Genomic DNA, 17,938 nt, shown 5'->3' with positions numbered 1-17,938 from the left:
TTGGTAACAGTTGTTGCAATGTGAGGTAGGCAACGCAATACTGAAAATTCGTAGACTACTATCAAATCAGGGGCTTGCATGATATTGCTTCGCCAGATTATTACTCTGGCAGCGGTCGTTTATTTTTGTATACCGGCATTTTCACACGCATCAGAGCCGGTAACCTATTGCGCCCAAAGCAACTGGATGCCCTTTGAAGGTATCCGGGATGAAAAACATGTTGGTCTGATCGCTGACTACATGCAACGTATCAGTAGGCTTACCGGTGTGCGTTTTGACATAGTGGCGGTGGATACCTGGCAGCAAAGTCTGGAATTTGTTGAAAGTGGTCAGTGCGCGATGTCGGCTATAATGCGAAACGCATCTGTAAAACGCAGCATGCTTGATACGTCCCGTCCTTTTTTTGATATACCTCATGTATTGATTACTCGTGAAGATACGCCCCTTTTAAGCGGGTATAGCGCGATTGAGCAACGGGTTACTGGTGTCGTAGAAGGCTTTCATCATAGCGAATATCTTGCCCGGTATTATCCCCGTATCCCCCTTGTTTCTGTTGCATCGGAAAACGCAGGATTAGAAAGCCTGGCCCGGGGCGATATTGATGTAATGATTGTTTCGCTACCTGCAGCCAATAGCTACCTGAGAAAGCACAACGATGGCAAACTCACTGTGGCAGGTATTGCTGAGCCTTTTGATAGAATCCGGTTTGTTTTTAATCGTGAACAGGATCCTTCGCTAATCAAGGTAATAAATGCCGCAATAACAACGATTCCTGAAAGTAAAAAAATCGCCCTTTTGCAAAAGTGGAATAAAGCGGTGCGCTATGAGAAAAGCGCTATATGGCCAATACTGTATGTTGCGCTGTTATGTCTGTTAGTTTGCGGCGGACTGTATTTGCGCCATCGGCGTATCGCGCTTGTAGATAAAACGCTGTTTAAAAAAAGGCGTGAAATTGATGCGCTGCAGTCCGTACTTCTGGATAAAAACCGTACGATAGAGTTTTTGAGCAACCATGATGCAGAGTCAGGCTTATATAATCGCAACCATATGATTCAAAAAGCTGAGGAAGAAATTGCCCGGTTTCGACGCTTTCAATCCAGTGCTTCACTGGTGGTAATCGACATGCTTTCTCTGCATTCACGAGAGGGAAAGCCGGTGCGTGAAAGCGATGCGGGGTTTGCCAGAGCAATGGGACGTACATGCATAACAACGGTGCGCGAGGTAGATGTGATTGCGCGGTGGAGTAACGACCAAATAGTTTTGTTATGTCCTCAGACAGATCAGGCAGACGCGCATTTGCTGACAAAAAGACTGACAGAGCGTCTGGAACAGATGGCGGCAGGGCAGGGCATCAATATCGTTCTGGCCGCAGGTATTGCTGATCTGCGCGACAACTGGTCGTTTAACGATTGGTATGAACAAGCCTGTAGTGTGCTTCATCAGGCACGGCGTAAAGGGGGCGGTATAGCGGTACTACAACAGTATTAATACGCTCTGTTTTAACCACCCAGATTTTACTAGCAAGAGCCAGAGGTGCAAACCCGACAGCTATTATACCAGCCCTTATTGTTTGCGCAAAAGAGTTGACCGCAATGCTGGGTTGCAACATTGCGGTCAGGTTTGTTAATTAACGTATTGTTGGTTTGCTTTGATAGTCAGTGGGTGATAACCCGCTTTTGCCTCATTAAATGCTTTCGTCGCCAGCGCTTTACCTTCAGCAGTTTTAGCCAGCTCACGATATAACGGCTTCACCAGTTTGTTGCGGCCAATACTTACCAGGTAGCTATACAATCTGTCGTATGCCGGTTTGTATTCATTTTTAACAGCAATCATCAGCCAGCTATGCGCAATTTCATTGTTCTGCGATTCAGTCAACGAGAAGTTACTATCAAGTTGCTCCAGCTGAGTCTGTGAAAGCTGCTGGGGCATATTATTCAGAAAATACAGCCATTCATGGGTTGTCCATTCCTGCGTGTCAATGTTCTGCGCTTTGGTCTTTCCCTCAAGCCATTGATTGCGAACACTGTCAATTTTAGCAAAGGCGTCCGACTGCGGCACCGGAGCCCCGTCTGGGATACCGGGCTCAAAAATCCATTGCTCAAGACGCTCTCGACTCAATGTATCGGGATAGTCTTTTAACAGTGTTTCATCCAGATAGTCGAGAAACACATCTGTGGTGATACTTTCAAAGGCAAAATGTTCAAAATAATTCAGCAGAAAGCTGTCAAATGCTTCACGCCCGATTTTGTGCTCGATTTCCCTGAGCATCAGCGCGCCCTTTTCATAAGGAATATCTGAGAAGACATCATCGGCATTGCGCCCGCGTAAATCGATGGCCAGCTTCTGGTCTGCATCCGGCAGCGCTTCGATATCTGCCTGCAGGCTCTGATAACCCAGGACGGCTTCCATATTATAACGGTCAGTGCCGTACAGCATTTCCATAATTCGGTATGTCAGGTAAGTGGTAAACCCCTCGTTAAGCCATAAATCGCGCCAGGTAGCATTTGTTACTGTATTGCCTGACCAGCTGTGAGCCAGTTCGTGGGCAATAAGTGATACCAGACTTTTATCACCGGCGATAACCGTAGGCGTTATAAACGACAGACGTGGGTTTTCCATGCCGCCGAATGGGAAAGAAGGGGGCAGAATGAGAAGGTCATACCGGTCCCAGCGATAGGGGCCGTATTTATTCTCTGTAAGCTCGAGCATGCTTTCGGTGTCTTCAAACTCAGCCGCCGCGGCATCCAGCATGGAAGGCTCAGCGTAAACACCGGTGCGATCGCCCATCGCTTTAAATTCCAGGTCGCCTATGGCCAGTGCAATCAGATAGGAGGGGATGGGCTGAGGCATGGAAAAAGAATACTCACCGTCTCGCTCAGTATGTGGATTATTCGCAGCGCTCATCACTGCAAGCAGGTCTTCTGGTGTATTGATTGTTGCATCATAAGTGATGCGAACCTGTGGTGAGTCCTGCAAAGGAATAAAGCTGCGGGCATGGATAGCCTGTGCCTGTGTGAACAGAAAAGGATGAGACTTGCCGGCTGTTTGTGCTGGCGTCAGCCACTGAACGCCAGAGGCGTCAGGTGATGTGGCATAGTCGATAGTTACCTGCGTAGCAGATTCAGGAACCGAGATACGCAGTGGTGCACCGAGGTTCTGATCTGCCTCTCCCAGAGTATAATCCACGGATTCGCCATCAATCGTGACCGAATTAATGCTCAGAGCGCGGGTATCCAGAATCAGGGTTTGTGCATCCGGTTTTCGGCGCACAAAATCCAGTGTAGCGGTACCATCAAGAATTTGCTCCTCAAAGTTTGCTGTGAGCGCTAAATCCAGATGCGTTACTGTGATTGCCTCGGGGTTTGAAAATGAATGGTAATCATTTCCTGCCTCAATGGCCTGCGACGTCACCTGCTCATTACTGGCACTCAAAGTTTCTGCGGAACCTGAATGGGTTGCCTGCGAGCACGAAAACAGTAAAGGGGCTGCAAATAACACCCAGCTTTTATTATTCATTGGAATCCTTTTTAGTAAGGGTGGGAGAAACACTTTCCATACTATAGAGAAACCCTCGCCCGCGGACAATTTTAACCAGTCAGTGTGTGGAGCGGGTAAGACAGGTAGCCGTCATGATTTATTAACACTAAGCAGCGTATCTGCCTCACGAAGTAAAAATAGCGCCAGGCACGCTGCAAGCATTGGCCATGCCGCAAAGAACAGCAGGTTATTGAAGGCATCAAGATACTGCGAATAGGATGAAAAGGTCGAGGCAGCGTGCAGTACCAGTATTAACCCGTAGGTCCATGTTTTCAAAACACCTGCCAGGAACAACAACACAAGTACAATCTGTAATCCTCCCATCAGATAGACCAGAGCATGGGAGATACCGCCAATGCCATAAAATGCTTCAAAAATACCGGCGCTGTGCGCTGGGTTGACGAATTTGTCTAACGCCCAGACAAACATGACAATAAATACCCCGATACGCAGGGATAACAATGAAATTTGCAGACGTTTGTCGAACCCCGACAGTAGTGAACGCATAAGTGAAACTCCGGCATTAGTTATAAAATGTGTGATACTGACTTCAACAGACCGGATAAATCATTATTTTCTTTCTGGTTTTGCGTATTATCTTTACTAAATAGTGAAAGATTCCGGCCCGTAAGACGGTCTGTACTTTCAATTAATGACAAACTCGGAAAAATTAACAATGACGTTCACACCAGCAAGACTGGGATATCTGGCCTTTGCAGTGACTGCTGCGCTTTCTCACATTACCCACGCTGCCACCGTCGACGGACAAGCCCGAATCAGCAAAGAGAATGCTGAGGATGAGAATATTGAGGTTATCGAAGTCGTTGGTGACAGGGCCGTCGCTGCACAGCTTAATCCATCCAACGCGGAAGTAGCCGGTATTTTTGGCAATTCCATGACGCTTAAATCTTTGCCGCGAGCCGCAACCAGCCTGAGTGAGGCCGCACTAACAACATACAATATAGAGTCGTTGCACGATATCGCCAAAGTCGCCCCCAATACTTACGCTGCCAGTGGCTTTGGTACCCCAAGCCTGCCTACGGTGAGGGGACAGCTGGGTGAGCTGTTCCAGGACGGTATTCGGCGGCAGGCAGGGAACAACGGGTTTGGGATCCCGTTTTCGTTCAACAGTGTCGGTCAGCTGAATGTGATTAAAGGCCCTCCTACTGTATTGCTTGGCAGTACACAGCGTAACGGTGGTTTTGTTGATATTCGCTCGAAGGTTGCTTCAGTTTCGCAGGCCAGCGGACAGGTTTCATTGAAAGCAGGGCGCTGGGACGATTACGAGCTGCTGGCCGACTACTCCGCGCCCTGGGTCACTGAAAAAACTGCGGTCAGAGTCAGTGCACAAATTAAAAACGCTGACAGCTTCTACGATTTTGCTGAACATAAAAGTGAAAATCTGTACGCAACCTTCAGGTATCAGCCAGATAGCAGGCTCACCTGGGACCTGTCGACGGAATATTATCACGCAGATTATCCGGATATCGCCGGTGTGAATCGTCCTACGCAGGCTCTTATCGACGATGGGCTTTATATCACCGGGCAGGGCCAGCAGCCGGATGGTTCATATATCCCCGGCGCGGGCGCCGTTATCTCTCCAACTGGTGAAGTTAAGCTGCCCCGCAACCGGGTTCTGACCCATCCCGATGATATCAATACGGCTGAAACATATATTCTTCGCAGTAACCTGAGCATGCAGGTGTCCGAACAAATCCAGCTCAGGAATATCTCTTACTACCAGCACCTGGAGCGAGAGGAGATTGCTCAGAACAGTTTTGTTGAAATTATTGACGGCGCAGATACTGCGCAGAACCGCACAGAAATAGATATTTCCCTCACTCAAAGTCAGTTAACCACGCTGGCTCTGGATGTCAGATACAATGATGTGCTTGGTTACAGCCAGTTTACGACTGAAGCAGATAACCCTATTGATTTGGCGGGGCCCTTGCAAAACAGAGTCATCCCTCTATCAGATGAGCAGCAACGGCGGTTAGTACTGTTGCGACCGGGCGTCTTTGTTTCGCCCGGTGCGCAATATGATACTGATCAGGACGGGCAAGGCGACTTTAACCTTTCTGACACCACTGACTCCACCACCTGGCAAACGGGCCTGGCTATTCAGCAAACCTCGGACTGGACTGACGCATTCACCACTATCGCGGGATATCGTATTGACTATTATGATGTTAGTGCTACTGACGCGTTGCCACCTGATGGCGTTACCACACCAGCCTCAGATACGTATACCGACACGTTACATGCCTGGCAACTCAATGCCTTGTATGCGCTGACAGATGACATCAACATTTATGCGGCGGTTGGCAAAAATGACGCCACCTCAAACAGCATGGCTGGCGGCACAACGTTAGGTGCTGATAATCTGATTTCAGCCGCTAATTTTGCTACCGAAAACACCTTGTACGAGCTTGGCCTGAAATATAGCCCGTTTGAAGCATTATTTACGGCAGTGTCGGTGTTTGACCAGACCCGCAGCCTGCGTAACCGCGACGGAAGTAATTCAGGTATACAAACCAGGGGACTGGAATTGGAAGCGTTTTACCAGGGCCAGTCATTCTGGCTAAACGGCAGCTACAGTTATCTGGATGCCCGGTATGATAATTCTGCCGCTGCGCAGGGTACCCGAGAGGTAAGGGATGCCTTTGATGCCAGTCGGCCGGATATCATTGAGGGAACGGCTGCTGGTTCGCCTGCCTTTACCTCCTTTGCGCCTTCAGACAGAAAGGTTCAGGGGGTCGCCCCACAACTTATCAGTATTAATGGTGCGGTTGATGTTGGTAACGCATTTACGCTTGGCGGTAGCTTTATCTATACCAAATCGTTTCCGCTGGACTTTCTTCAGACGGTCAAAATTCGTGACCAGGTGCGCTGGGATTTCAATGCCAGCTATCAGTTTTCTCCTGCACTGCAAGTCAGAATAGACATTGTAAATGTCACCGATGAGGAAAACTGGCAGCCGGTGTTCGAAGGAGGCTATTTTGGTGCCACGCTGGCTATGCCGGTGCTTCCGCGTCATACCAGTGCAACGCTGCAATATCGTTTTTAAAGGTCAGGAGTAACCCATGTATAAAAAGGCCGCCCTGCTGAGTGTATTCGTATTGCTTATCGGAACATTCTTTTTTTTCGATCTAAATCAGTATTTCACCCTCGAAGGACTCAAGTCATCCGTCAGCGATTTTCGCAATCAAATTGATGCGAACCCTTTATTCAGCGCCATTGTATTTTTTGTCGTGTATGTCATCGTTACCGCACTGTCATTGCCAGGTGCCGCGATCCTCACGCTTGCGGCGGGCGCGCTGTTTGGGTTGTGGACTGGCTTGCTGATAGCGTCTTTCGCCTCGACAGTGGGGGCCACCCTGGCCTTTTTAAGTGCACGCTTCGTTTTTCGACAAAGTGTCAAAAAGCGTTTTGCTGCCCGGTTAGATAAAATTGATCGTGGCGTGGAAAAGCAGGGCGCGTTTTATCTGTTTACTCTGCGTCTTGTGCCCGTCTTTCCGTTTTTCATTATCAATCTGGCGATGGGCTTAACCTCTTTAAAGGTATGGACGTTTTATTGGGTGAGTCAGGTTGGCATGCTTGCAGGAACATTGGTTTATGTAAACGCGGGTACCCAGCTCGCGCAGATTGACAGTCTGTCAGGCATTGTATCGGCCGATCTGATTTTTAGCTTTGTATTACTGGGTTTGTTTCCCTGGATAGCAAAAGGCATCGTGGGCCTGATTAATCGGCGAAATATCTATAAGGGCTACACTAAACCCAAGCGATTTGACCGCAACCTTGTTGTTATTGGTGCTGGTGCGGGTGGCCTGGTCACTTCCTATATCGGTGCTGCGGTGAAGTCACGTGTTACGCTGGTTGAGGCCGGGGAGATGGGAGGCGACTGCCTTAACTATGGATGTGTGCCCAGTAAAGCGCTAATCAAGTCTGCCCGTGTGGCTCATCAATCCCGGCATTTATCACAGTATGGTCTGTGCGATCATGAACCTGAAATACCTTTTTCCAGGGTAATGCAGCGCATCAATGATGTTATAACGCGAATCGCGCCAAATGACAGTGTTGAGCGTTATACAGACCTGGGCGTTGATGTTCAAAAAGGTTATGCCAGGATTATCGATCCCTGGACTGTCGAAATTACCCGCGAAAACAATGAAACCATAACGCTGACCACCAGAAGTATTGTCATCGCCACAGGCGCACGGCCCTTCGTGCCAACACTGCCGGGTATTGAAAAGAGTGGTTATGTTACATCCGATACGCTGTGGTCCCAGTTTGCCTCACTGACAACCTCACCTGAACGGCTGGTAATACTGGGGGGCGGCCCAATTGGATGCGAACTTGCTCAGGCGTTTAGTCGGCTGGGAAGTCGGGTGACACTTATCGAGCAGGCATCACAGCTGATGGGCAAAGAAGATGCTGAAGTGGCTGAATATGTTACTAATACGCTCAAGGCTGAAGGTGTTGAGGTTCTTACCAGCCATCAGGCAACGGCATTTTCTCAGGATGAAAACGGACACTATGTCACGGTGAGCCGTGAGGGCAAAACATCGCCGGTCTATTATGATGAGGTGATTATTGCGGTCGGACGGCAAGCCAGACTATCAGGGTTCGGACTGGAAGAGCTGGGCGTACCGTGCAACCGTACGATTGAAACCAACGCATATCTGCAGACGAATTTCCCTAATATTTATGCAGCTGGCGATGTGGCAGGCCCTTACCAGTTTACCCATGTAGCATCTCATCAGGCGTGGTATGCCGCAGTTAACGCGTTATTCGGTACCTTTAAGCAATTCAAAGTGGACTACCGTGTGATTCCGTGGACTACCTATGTGGACCCGGAAGTTGCCAGGGTTGGCTTAAATGAAACCGAAGCCAGAGCGCAGAATATTGATTTTGAAATTACCCGGTATGAATTTGCAGAACTAGACCGTGCAATAACCGAAAGTGCAGGTAAAGGGTATATCAAAGTGCTCACAAAAAAAGGCAAAGACGATATTCTGGGCGTAACGATCATCAGTGAGCATGCGGGCGATCTTATTGCTGAATTTGTGCTGGCGATGAAACATAAACTGGGTTTAAACAAAATACTGGGAACTATCCATGCTTATCCGACCTGGGCTGAGGGCGCTAAATACGCTGCAGGAAACTGGAAGCGGGCGCATGCGCCGGAAACACTTCTCAACTATGTGGAAAAGTATCATCGCTGGCGTCGGGGTTAACCCTGTTAAGGAAAATCCATGTTTAGAATGAGAGCGATTTTGGCAATAACACTGAGCTTATGGGCCTCTGTCATCTGCGCTTCAGAACAGGACAATGCGCATTTACACAGTCCCTGGCAGGCTCAGCTTGAGCGCTATGTGAGTTATACCGCTGACAATGGTAAAAGTAGCGAGGTAAATTATAGTGGGTGGCAACGTGATTCGCACCAACTCAGGCAATATGCAGATTCGCTGGCAGAGGTGACACGGGATGAATATGAAACGTGGGACGAATCCCGGCAACTGGCGTTTCTCATTAATGCCTATAATGCTCACACAGTATTACTGATTCTGCAGCATTATCCTGACCTTTCATCCATCCGGGATATTGGTGGATGGTTTTCCTCACCCTGGTCTGAAAAGGTTGCCAACCTGCTTGGGGAACAACGAACCCTGGATGAGATTGAGCACGGTATGATTCGCGGGCAGGACAATGCATTGCGTGAAGATGGTTTTGACGGCTTCAGTGAGCCACGTATTCACTTTGCTGTTAATTGCGCCAGTCGCGGTTGCCCGCCTTTACGTAATGAGGCTTACACCGCAGATAAACTTGATGCACAGCTTGAACATCAAACGCGTCAGTTTTTAAGTAACCGGAACCAAAATTATTTTCGCGGCCGCACGCTGTATCTCTCTTCTATTTTTAAATGGTATGAGGAGGATTTTACCCGCGGCTGGAATAACTGGGGTTCCCTTGAAGCCTTTTTATTGCACTATGCAGACGCGCTTAATCTGGACGCCGCCGAACAACAGACGCTGCAGGAAGGGAAGGTAAGCATTAAATACAATGACTACAACTGGGCACTGAATGATATCGCGGATTAGTGCGTTACTGTTGATAATAGGCTGGGCCTCGTCAGGGCACGCGCAGACTATCAATTTTCACGCCTGGGGAGGCAGTCCACAGGTCAATCAGTACTTACGCTGGGTAAACACACAGACGGAGGCTGAGCTTGGGATTACCGTCAATCATGTCAAATTAGCTGATACCAGTGACGCGGTATCCCGGGTGCTGGCGGAAAAAGCTGCTGGAAATCACAACCGCGGAAGTGTTGATTTAATATGGATAAATGGTGAAAACTTTGCAGCAATGAAGCGCCATCGGTTGTTACACCGGGACTGGGTGTCTTCACTGCCTAACTTTGCGCTGACAAACCCCGAAAAGCATAAGAATATGGCCATGGATTTTGGTATTCCTACCGATGGTCAGGAGGCGCCCTGGGGAAAGGCGGCAATGGTCTTTTATTACAATACCCGTTACCTGCAAAGCCCGCCTGAAAATGCAGAAGCTTTGCTTAGCTTTGGTCAGCAGTACCCGGGCAGATTCGCCTATCCACTACCAACCGACTATCTAGGCATTAGTTTTTTAAAGTACTTAGCGCTGACGTTACCCGGAATTCCCCGTGAGCGCTTGTACGAGGAGGTGGATGCCGCATCGTTGCGCAAGGTGATATCTCCGCTTTTTGTTTATCTGGACAAGTTGCATCCAACGCTGTGGCAGGAAGGCAGATTCTTTGCGCGTCAGGCCTCCCGATTACAGCGATTGTTTGATGATAACGAACTTTTTTTATCCTTTTCTTTCACCGCAGCTGAAATACCTGCGGCCGTTTCCCGCTTCGATTTGCCTGAATCCACCCGTACTTATGCGATGCAGGACGGCAGCCTGTCAAACGTACATTTTATTGGCATTCCTTATAATAGCGGCCATAAAGAGGCCGCGATGGAGGTGGTCAACTTCCTGCTATCTCCCCGGGCTCAGGCCCGAAAGAAAAAGAATGATGTATGGGGGGATGACACGGTTCTGGACGCGTCGATACTCAATGATACGCAGCGCAGTCATTTCAGCAGCCACTCACCACATCCGTCGGCATTACCGGTAAACGGACACCACCGTTTGCTGGCAGAGCCTCATGCAAGCTGGACCGATGCGTTACGGGAAGCCTGGTTTGAACGCTATGGAGAGCACCTGTAAATGTTCGGCGCCGTGCTGACAGCCTCGCGCTGGCTTTTTATCGCTTTACTGGTAATACCAATTCTTGCGGGGCTGGCAGGTGTATTCCTGCCGGCTTTGTCTTATTTTCCGGCTATCGGCGAACATCGGTTTTCTCTGAAGGCGATTACTGCCTTGATGAACGTGGATGGCATCTTCCGGATGGCCGGACTATCGATATTTACCGGGCTGGTGGCAACGCTTTTGGCCACAGCGGGCACATTGTCGGTGCTTGCTGCGTTTTATCACACCGCTATGCTCAGGTGGGTTCAAAGCGTATTAAGCCCCATTCTTGTTATTCCTCATGCTGCAGCAGCCATCGCATTAGGTTTTATTCTCTCTCCGGGAGGCTGGCCTGCACGTCTGATATCTCCGGCATTGAGTGGGTGGGATGCGCCCCCCACATTACGACTGATACACGATGAAACGGGGTTGGCGGTAATTGCTGCGCTTACCATTAAGGCAATGCCTTTCATATTACTGATGGTGCTGAGTATTCTGGCTCAGCCCCATCTTGCTGAGCGACTGCAAAAGCAAATGTATGTGGCAAGAACGATGGGGTATTTACCCGCCACAGCCTTTTTAAAGGTCGCGTGGCCGGTTATTTATCCACTGATTCGATTGCCGGTGATAGCGGTATTAGCCTTTGCCACTGCTAACGTTGAAATACCCTTAATCCTCGGGCCCGGATCCCCGCCAACATTGGCCGTTGCGGTCCTCCAGTGGTTTAACAATGTGGATATTTCCATGCGCCTTCAGGCCAGTGCTGCGGCCTGTTTGCAAATCGGTATAACGGGTATGGCTATTGTGATCTGGATGATTATCGAACGCGCTGTGGCTGCCACATTTAATCGTTTGAAATATGCAGGCTCGCGTAACTTTGCCGCTTTCTCATTGACGGGCACAGCATACTTTACCCTGGGATTATTAAGTATATTGACGCTGTGCATGCTGATAAGTCTGATTATGTCGTCATTTGCCACGTTCTGGCCTTTTCCTGATGTATTCCCGGAAGGTGCGACCTTCATTCACTGGCGAACCAGCCTGGTCGCTATGTCAGAACCACTTCTCAATACGCTTTTAATCGCGATACCGGTAAGCCTGCTGTCGGTGATTCTTAGTCTGCTTGTCCTTGAGCATGAGCAGATGGTGAGCAGCGCTAGGGTAAACAGCGCGTTAAAAAAAGATGCGATACTGTTTTTACCGCTTCTTATTCCCGGTGTGACATTTTTGTTCGGCATGACCTGGTTTACCCAGTATATCGGCGCTGGCGTATGGGTTCCGGTTCTGATCAGCCATTTTGTTTATGTACTGCCTTATGTCTTTCTATCTTTGGCAGTTGCCTACCGGCGCTTCGACATGCGATACACTTACGTCAGTTATGGCTTAGGCGCATCGCCGTTAAAGATTTTCTGGAAGGTGAAGCTACCGCAATTGTTTGCGCCGGTTATGGTGGCTTTTGCATTGGGCGTGGCAATCAGTTTTAGCCAGTATTTAGCGACATTGTTGCCGGGTGCCGGAACGATTGCGACGGTGACTACTGAGTCGGTGGCCATTAGTGCAGGCGCCAGCCGGCGACTTAGTGCTGTGTATACACTGGTCCAGATGCTAATGCCACTCATTGGTTTCGTGCTTGCCTGGTGGCTACCCTTACGTTTTTTTAACCCTGCTGCGCAGTCACACTGATATGATGAAAAATAAGACTCTTACACTGGATGCACTTTGCGTCAGAAAAGGAAAACAATCACTAATCAGTGTTGACACTGAGGTAGCGCCAGGCACCATCACAACCATAATGGGACCATCCGGTATAGGCAAATCGTTATTGCTGGCAGCTATAGCCGGTGTGTTACCCGAGGCATTTACCTACAGCGGCGCTGTGTACTATGACGGCGCGGAATTAACCAGTTTGCCCGCCCACAAACGTCAGCTAGGCATTCTCTTTCAGGATCCACTTCTTTTTGAGCACATGAATGTGGTGCAGAATATTATGTTTGGTATGTCAAAAAACGAATCATCCAAACTGAGCCGGACCAATGCACTCCTTGATGAGGTTGGACTAAAAGGATATGGACAGAAGGCGGTACAGGCGCTCTCAGGCGGTCAGCAAGCCAGGGTTGCACTTTTGCGCACTCTGGCCTCATCACCTCGTGCGGTATTGCTGGACGAACCCTTCAGTAAGCTGGATATGCAGACACGTCAACAGACGCGCCGATGGGTGTTCGATACTATCCGGCATCAGGGCGTACCCTGTATTATGGTTACCCATGACAAAGCGGATGCGCATGATGCGCAAGGCAGGGTTATCACCGTGGCACATAGCGAAAAGGAAAAAGACCAACAATGTTAGATGCACACCTAACCCCAATGGTAAAACCGTTATTACGGCCAGTTGTATCGCTTTTGAGCCGATGTGGTATCAGTGCAGACCAGGTTACTGTGGCAGGGTTTATAATCGGCGTGTGCGCGGTACCTGCGATCATTGGCGGTCAATTCAATATTGCCTTGCTATGCATTGTGATTAACCGTATCTGTGATGGCATTGATGGCGAGATTGCCCGACACACCGGCAGCGGTTCATCGGCCGGTGGCTATCTCGATATCTGTCTGGATTTTTTATTTTATGCGGCGGTCCCCCTGGGGTTTGGTCTGGCCAACCCTGCAGAATGGGGAGTACCGGCATTATTGCTGCTTTGTGCTTTTATTGGTACGGGCAGCAGTTTTCTTGCCTTTGCAACAGCGGCTGAAAAATATCAAATCGAGCGGCCACAGTTTGCGCACAAAAGTTTCTATTACATGCAGGGCTTAACGGAAGGCTCTGAGACAATTTTGTTTCTTATCGCGGTATGTATCTGGCCGCAGGCCTTTACTGTTTTGGCCTATATTTTTGCCTGTGCTTGCTTTATTACCGTTTTTACAAGAATTGCCGGGGGCTACAAAACGCTCCGGCGGGTAGGTAAAGGTGGATGATGCCAGCTGGCTTCGACTGACAGGTTTTATTGCCATATTCGCAATTATGGCGGCGCTAGAGATCTTCTGGCCCGCACGCAAGTCGCCGTTATCGCGTTGGTTGAGGTGGCGCCCGAATCTATTAATGGTTGTATTGGGAGCACTGACAGCGAGGGTCCTGCTACCGGCCACGTTGCTCGGTGTGGCGCTGATGGCAGAAGAGCGCGGTTGGGGCTTATTTCATTATGTGAGCTGGCCACTCTGGCTGGAAATCGTATTGAGCGTGCTTTGGCTGGATCTTTTCATCTATTGGCAGCATCGCCTTTTTCATCGCATCCCCTGGTTATGGCGAATACATAAAATGCATCACGCAGACAGCCATATTGATGTCACTACCGGATTGCGATTTCATCCAGCTGAAATTGCAATCAGCCTGTTGGTGAAAGCGCTGGCGATTTTCATTGCCGGTGCGCCGGCGGTTGCTGTGGTTATCTTTGAAATTGCACTGAACGGATTTTCTCTGTTTAACCACACGAATATTCGTCTGCCGCAACACATTGATGATGTTTTAGGATGTTTCATCATTACGCAGCGACTACACCGTATACACCATAGTCAATATAAGAGTGAAACCGACACTAACTTTGGCTTCAGTGTTTCATGGTGGGACAGACTTTTTAAAAGCTTTAAAAGCCGGGCAGCTCAGTCTGATGAGAAGCTGGAAGTGGGGCAGAAAGCGTATCCACCCACTAAAAAGAACAATTCTGTGTTGCGATTACTCACATTGCCACTGGACTCACCGACTGCGGTAAATCCTAAACCTGAGGATGATAATGCCACTGGTGATTTTCGTAAGTGACTTTACACCTGTCATATTCACGCTCTGAGCGCCAGTTGCGATTGTTTAGCTTCAGGGTAACCCCGTTATAAAGTCGCTTGTTTGCCACAACACCAATTGCAGCCTGATAGTCGTCCTTTTGCTGACGCATTTCCAGCGCCTTCAGCTCCAGCCAGTTAAGCATAGACGTTTCATTTTTAAGTAACTCAACAGCGTCATCAACTTTAACCTTAATTTCGGCTGGCAACAGACGCGTTTTAATCAGGTCGAGTTTTTCTTTATGCCGCGAATTATTTTCCCGTAATTGCCTGAGCAATTCATCCAGCGTGTCTTTGCGTTCCAGAAGCTTGCTAAAACCCGGACTGAAATCTATCTTCAGGGTGGAGCCTGATACGGCACCAATTGTGCCGGCAGTAATTTTGCCCTGACTGACAATTTCACAGGCAAACAGATTGCCCTGAGGATTGCCTACCTGACCAACGGTTACCGAACCTCCACATTGCAGGCGGCTATAGGCAAGCTGACGGCCAACGGTTATGTCTCCGGTGCACTGGATATCAATACCCTGTCCGTGCTGAACGTGGATACTGCCCGCCGCAACTAGCTGACACGAAAAGCCACCATCATCATCACTCATTTTACCCATGGCACCTTCAGTGATAATGATATCGCCGCCAGCCTCAATGCGGGCTGACTCAACAAAACCATTTATTGTTACATCACCGGCGGCTTTAATCTGCATTTTTTCAGTGACATCGCCGTTTACCAGCACAGCACCTTCGTAATTAACGTGTCCAGAACCCACGTTAACACCACTGCAAATAAAGGTGTCATCAATGTTCATGACCTGATCGCGATATTTCGGCATGCCAGATATTGCCGCATTAAGCTGGTTGGGATCACTGTCACTGACAACAGTGCCATTGCCCATCTTAAATTCCAGCAATTTGCCTTTTACCGCTGGCAGCGTATTACCTTTGACATCATAACCATCGCGACCAGGGGTAGGGGATTCACGACGTAGTACGGGGGTATGGATTTTTACGCAGATAACTTCACCCAGGTTTCGCATATCAACCCGATCGTTATCGTCTGTCTGGGGGCGCAGTACCCGTTCAAGGGCATTGGGAACCAGGGGGATAAAGCGGCTGTTGCGGCCATCTCTTGCTGGCAGGCCTCTGGCTACCTCGTCTTCGATGACAGCGCCCGGCGCTGACTTATTCAGCGATACTAAAAGTGATTCGATTCGCTTGCGACTTAATCCCCGGACAATACCTGCACTGGCAGCCATATTACACAAAATGTCTGCGGTCGGCAGGCGGCCACCATATGGCGCTGTTAGAACCATGGTTGCTGTCAGCCCATCACTGCTGATTTTAAATTCTACTTCGGTATTACGACGCTCGCCAATACGCTCCTGTACGGGTGTATTGTCATTTGTCTTAAAATAATGGTTGGCTTTATCACACGCGTTTTTCAACGCACTTTGGGAGATATAAAGACTTTTGAACTGCCCTTCGTGAAGCTCATTCCACAAACTTTTGCTGTCGATCTCCCGCTCAAAAGAGGCCGGGTCCAGGGTAATATCGACATAATTCTTTGAATTATCGAGAGTAACGGAGACACCTTTCATTACTACTTCCAGCCTACCTTCATTTTCCATATTCAACCAGGTTAACGGCATATCCCGCTTTTTCTTTACCGATACTCTATAGCGGATATCAGTTGCAGGTCAAAGGTTTTCAGCATACTGAAACAAAGCACGTAGAATTGCCTGTTTATTGGCATCATCTTTATGCTCACCGGCCAGCTGCTCAAGCTCCATCAGGTAAGGTTCCAGAGTAATCGGCGCGCCACTGCCGGGCTCGGTTAGTCGTGCGGTGCGATGGTGCTGCCAACGCTGCAACTCGCTTTCAGTGAGAGTATGAGGGTAGTTTCGCGCCCGGTATCGAAAAAGCATCGTTTTGAGCTTATTGTTCTGAGTTAGTTCCGACATCGCTGAAAGCTGTTCCGGATCACGGCTGATTACCTCATTACACCAGCGGCGCTCTTCATCATTGAGGAAGCCTCCGCTGTACAGGGCATGATCCGCATCTTCCTGGTCTGTGTCAGGTGGCGTGCTATATACCTGAGTAAGTTTTTGCGCTAAATCACTGACAGCAGACAGTCTTTTGAAATTCTCAAGACAATACTCACGATCCAGCCCCAGTCTTTCGGCGTTTTCCTGCGTCATGGCTTTTGCTGTTGTTATAAACGGTGAGCGATTAATATGAACCAGTTTCAGGGCTGGTCTGAGCTCGGGGTCAATCTCATCGCGTCTGGCGTAAAGGCGTTGCTCAATTTCCTGCGCTGTGGCACCAATTATGGCGTCAGCATTTTTCGCAAGATCGACAGCGATTACGGCGTTAGCGTTAGTCGGATGCATTGCAATCGGCATGACCCACGATGCACAGCCTTGGCCGGCCGAGAATCGTGAAGAAATATGTAAGACAACAGAGGGCTTAGACAAATCGAGCTGGGCCATCACATTATGCTTGTTACGCAACGTCAGGGCATATTCAAACAGCCTGGGCTGCTTGTCTTTAATCAGCTTTGCAAGCGCAATCGTCGCGTATACATCGCTTAAAGCATCATGCGCGTGGCCGTGTTCCAAACCGTTCGCAGCGGTTAATGCTTCCAGTTTAAAGACAGGTGTACCATCATCGCGTTCGGGCCAGTTGATCCCTTCGGGGCGAAGCGCAAAACAAGCGCGAGCCAAATCAATAATGTCCCAGCGGCTATTACCGTTTCGCCACTCTCTGGCGTAGGGATCGATAAAGTTACGATAGAAAAGGTGCCTGGATACCTCATCGTCAAAGCGGATGCTGTTATAACCGGCAACACAGGTATTAGGCTGGCTCATGTATTGGGCAATACGTAATGCAAACTGTGCTTCAGGCATGCCATCGCGTAGTGTTTGCTGAGGTGTTATACCGGTAACCAGACATGCGCCGGGCTGGGGCAGATAATCGTTGGCAATCTGACTCATTATATTGATAGGCTTACCAACGATATTCAGATCCATATCGGTTCTGATTGCGGCAAACTGACAGGGCAAATCTTTTTTTGCACTGGTGCCAAAAGTTTCATAATCATGCCATAGGAAAGTGGCGTCTGTAGTCATAGCGTCGGCTGGCAGCTTAAAAATGATGGCGGCAGTGTACACCGCGTGGTGTGAGGTCCTCAACCTGTAAGATGATGAATAGCCGGAAGGTTTTGATATGGCACGGTTATCGCTTTCAAAATCTCCTGCGATGACCAATTCTTATAGGTCATGCAGTTATGGTCAAATAATAAACAAAAAAGAAG

Annotated in this window: 13 protein-coding genes; 9 read left to right on the top strand and 4 right to left on the bottom strand. The window is 49.0% G+C overall.

Annotation, left to right across the window (positions count from 1 at the left end):
* Window positions 1–78 precede the first annotated feature (78 nt).
* Complete coding sequence (locus tag FBQ74_RS10025; protein ID WP_139756545.1) at window positions 79–1,488, top strand: transporter substrate-binding domain-containing diguanylate cyclase; 1,410 nt, start codon at window positions 79–81, stop codon at window positions 1,486–1,488.
* Between the two features lie 135 nt (window positions 1,489–1,623).
* Here FBQ74_RS10025 and FBQ74_RS10020 read toward each other — a convergent pair whose 3' ends face one another.
* Both FBQ74_RS10020 and FBQ74_RS10015 read right to left on the bottom strand, forming a co-directional pair.
* Complete coding sequence (locus FBQ74_RS10020) at window positions 1,624–3,516, bottom strand: M1 family metallopeptidase (RefSeq protein ID WP_139756544.1); 1,893 nt, start codon at window positions 3,514–3,516, stop codon at window positions 1,624–1,626.
* Between the two features lie 111 nt (window positions 3,517–3,627).
* A complete protein-coding gene (locus FBQ74_RS10015; RefSeq protein ID WP_139756543.1) occupies window positions 3,628–4,044 on the bottom strand; it encodes a hypothetical protein in 417 nt (138 codons plus the stop codon).
* Between the two features lie 169 nt (window positions 4,045–4,213).
* Between FBQ74_RS10015 and FBQ74_RS10010 the strand changes: the two genes are divergently transcribed.
* From FBQ74_RS10010 to FBQ74_RS09975, 8 genes are read left to right on the top strand one after another with little or no spacing between them, the layout of a single operon-like run.
* Window positions 4,214–6,604 (top strand): TonB-dependent receptor, encoded by a 2,391-nt coding sequence (locus tag FBQ74_RS10010; RefSeq protein ID WP_139756542.1) that lies wholly within the window; start codon window positions 4,214–4,216, stop codon window positions 6,602–6,604.
* Between the two features lie 16 nt (window positions 6,605–6,620).
* Complete coding sequence (locus FBQ74_RS10005; RefSeq protein WP_139756541.1) at window positions 6,621–8,774, top strand: FAD-dependent oxidoreductase; 2,154 nt, start codon at window positions 6,621–6,623, stop codon at window positions 8,772–8,774.
* An 18-nt stretch (window positions 8,775–8,792) separates the two neighbouring features.
* Entirely contained in the window at window positions 8,793–9,638 is an 846-nt protein-coding gene (locus FBQ74_RS10000) for a DUF547 domain-containing protein (protein ID WP_139756540.1), read from the top strand.
* Window positions 9,622–10,785 carry an ABC transporter substrate-binding protein gene (locus FBQ74_RS09995; protein ID WP_139756539.1) on the top strand — a complete coding sequence of 388 codons (1,164 nt, stop codon included), beginning with the start codon at window positions 9,622–9,624 and terminating at the stop codon, window positions 10,783–10,785. The genes FBQ74_RS10000 and FBQ74_RS09995 overlap by 17 nt, the downstream gene beginning before the upstream one ends.
* Entirely contained in the window at window positions 10,786–12,489 is a 1,704-nt protein-coding gene (locus FBQ74_RS09990; RefSeq protein WP_139756538.1) for an ABC transporter permease, read from the top strand.
* Between the two features lies 1 nt (window position 12,490).
* Window positions 12,491–13,153, top strand: a complete 663-nt coding sequence (locus FBQ74_RS09985) for an ATP-binding cassette domain-containing protein (RefSeq protein WP_332309071.1) — start codon at window positions 12,491–12,493, stop codon at window positions 13,151–13,153.
* Window positions 13,147–13,773 carry a CDP-alcohol phosphatidyltransferase family protein gene (locus FBQ74_RS09980; RefSeq protein ID WP_139756537.1) on the top strand — a complete coding sequence of 209 codons (627 nt, stop codon included), beginning with the start codon at window positions 13,147–13,149 and terminating at the stop codon, window positions 13,771–13,773. The genes FBQ74_RS09985 and FBQ74_RS09980 overlap by 7 nt, the downstream gene beginning before the upstream one ends.
* A complete protein-coding gene (locus FBQ74_RS09975) occupies window positions 13,766–14,611 on the top strand; it encodes a sterol desaturase family protein (protein WP_139756536.1) in 846 nt (281 codons plus the stop codon). Before FBQ74_RS09980 ends, FBQ74_RS09975 begins: the two co-directional genes overlap by 8 nt.
* Here the strand turns inward: FBQ74_RS09975 and FBQ74_RS09970 are convergent.
* Window positions 14,568–16,223, bottom strand: coding sequence for a FapA family protein (locus FBQ74_RS09970; protein ID WP_139757927.1), 1,656 nt, complete (start codon window positions 16,221–16,223; stop codon window positions 14,568–14,570). The genes FBQ74_RS09975 and FBQ74_RS09970 overlap by 44 nt on opposite strands.
* Before the next feature lie 99 nt (window positions 16,224–16,322).
* Window positions 16,323–17,753 carry an exodeoxyribonuclease I gene (gene sbcB, locus FBQ74_RS09965; RefSeq protein WP_139756535.1) on the bottom strand — a complete coding sequence of 477 codons (1,431 nt, stop codon included), beginning with the start codon at window positions 17,751–17,753 and terminating at the stop codon, window positions 16,323–16,325.
* Window positions 17,754–17,938: the final 185 nt, after the last annotated feature.

Origin of the sequence: Salinimonas iocasae (assembly GCF_006228385.1) — a bacterium.
In the GTDB taxonomy this organism is placed as follows: domain Bacteria; phylum Pseudomonadota; class Gammaproteobacteria; order Enterobacterales; family Alteromonadaceae; genus Alteromonas; species Alteromonas iocasae.
This window is presented reverse-complemented; position numbering and strand designations above follow the sequence as displayed.

What these genes read in the sequence shown, in the direction of transcription:
- FBQ74_RS09970 (WP_139757927.1), bottom strand. Translation starts at nt 16,223, where the DNA reads ATGAAAGGTGTCTCCGTTACTCTCGATAATTCAAAGAATTATGTCGAT.
- FBQ74_RS10005 (WP_139756541.1), top strand. Translation starts at nt 6,621, where the DNA reads ATGTATAAAAAGGCCGCCCTGCTGAGTGTATTCGTATTGCTTATCGGA.
- FBQ74_RS10020 (WP_139756544.1), bottom strand. Translation starts at nt 3,516, where the DNA reads ATGAATAATAAAAGCTGGGTGTTATTTGCAGCCCCTTTACTGTTTTCG.
- FBQ74_RS10000 (WP_139756540.1), top strand. Translation starts at nt 8,793, where the DNA reads ATGTTTAGAATGAGAGCGATTTTGGCAATAACACTGAGCTTATGGGCC.
- FBQ74_RS10015 (WP_139756543.1), bottom strand. Translation starts at nt 4,044, where the DNA reads ATGCGTTCACTACTGTCGGGGTTCGACAAACGTCTGCAAATTTCATTG.
- FBQ74_RS09990 (WP_139756538.1), top strand. Translation starts at nt 10,786, where the DNA reads ATGTTCGGCGCCGTGCTGACAGCCTCGCGCTGGCTTTTTATCGCTTTA.
- FBQ74_RS09980 (WP_139756537.1), top strand. Translation starts at nt 13,147, where the DNA reads ATGTTAGATGCACACCTAACCCCAATGGTAAAACCGTTATTACGGCCA.
- FBQ74_RS10025 (WP_139756545.1), top strand. Translation starts at nt 79, where the DNA reads ATGATATTGCTTCGCCAGATTATTACTCTGGCAGCGGTCGTTTATTTT.
- sbcB (WP_139756535.1), bottom strand. Translation starts at nt 17,753, where the DNA reads ATGACTACAGACGCCACTTTCCTATGGCATGATTATGAAACTTTTGGC.
- FBQ74_RS09995 (WP_139756539.1), top strand. Translation starts at nt 9,622, where the DNA reads ATGATATCGCGGATTAGTGCGTTACTGTTGATAATAGGCTGGGCCTCG.
- FBQ74_RS09985 (WP_332309071.1), top strand. Translation starts at nt 12,491, where the DNA reads ATGATGAAAAATAAGACTCTTACACTGGATGCACTTTGCGTCAGAAAA.
- FBQ74_RS10010 (WP_139756542.1), top strand. Translation starts at nt 4,214, where the DNA reads ATGACGTTCACACCAGCAAGACTGGGATATCTGGCCTTTGCAGTGACT.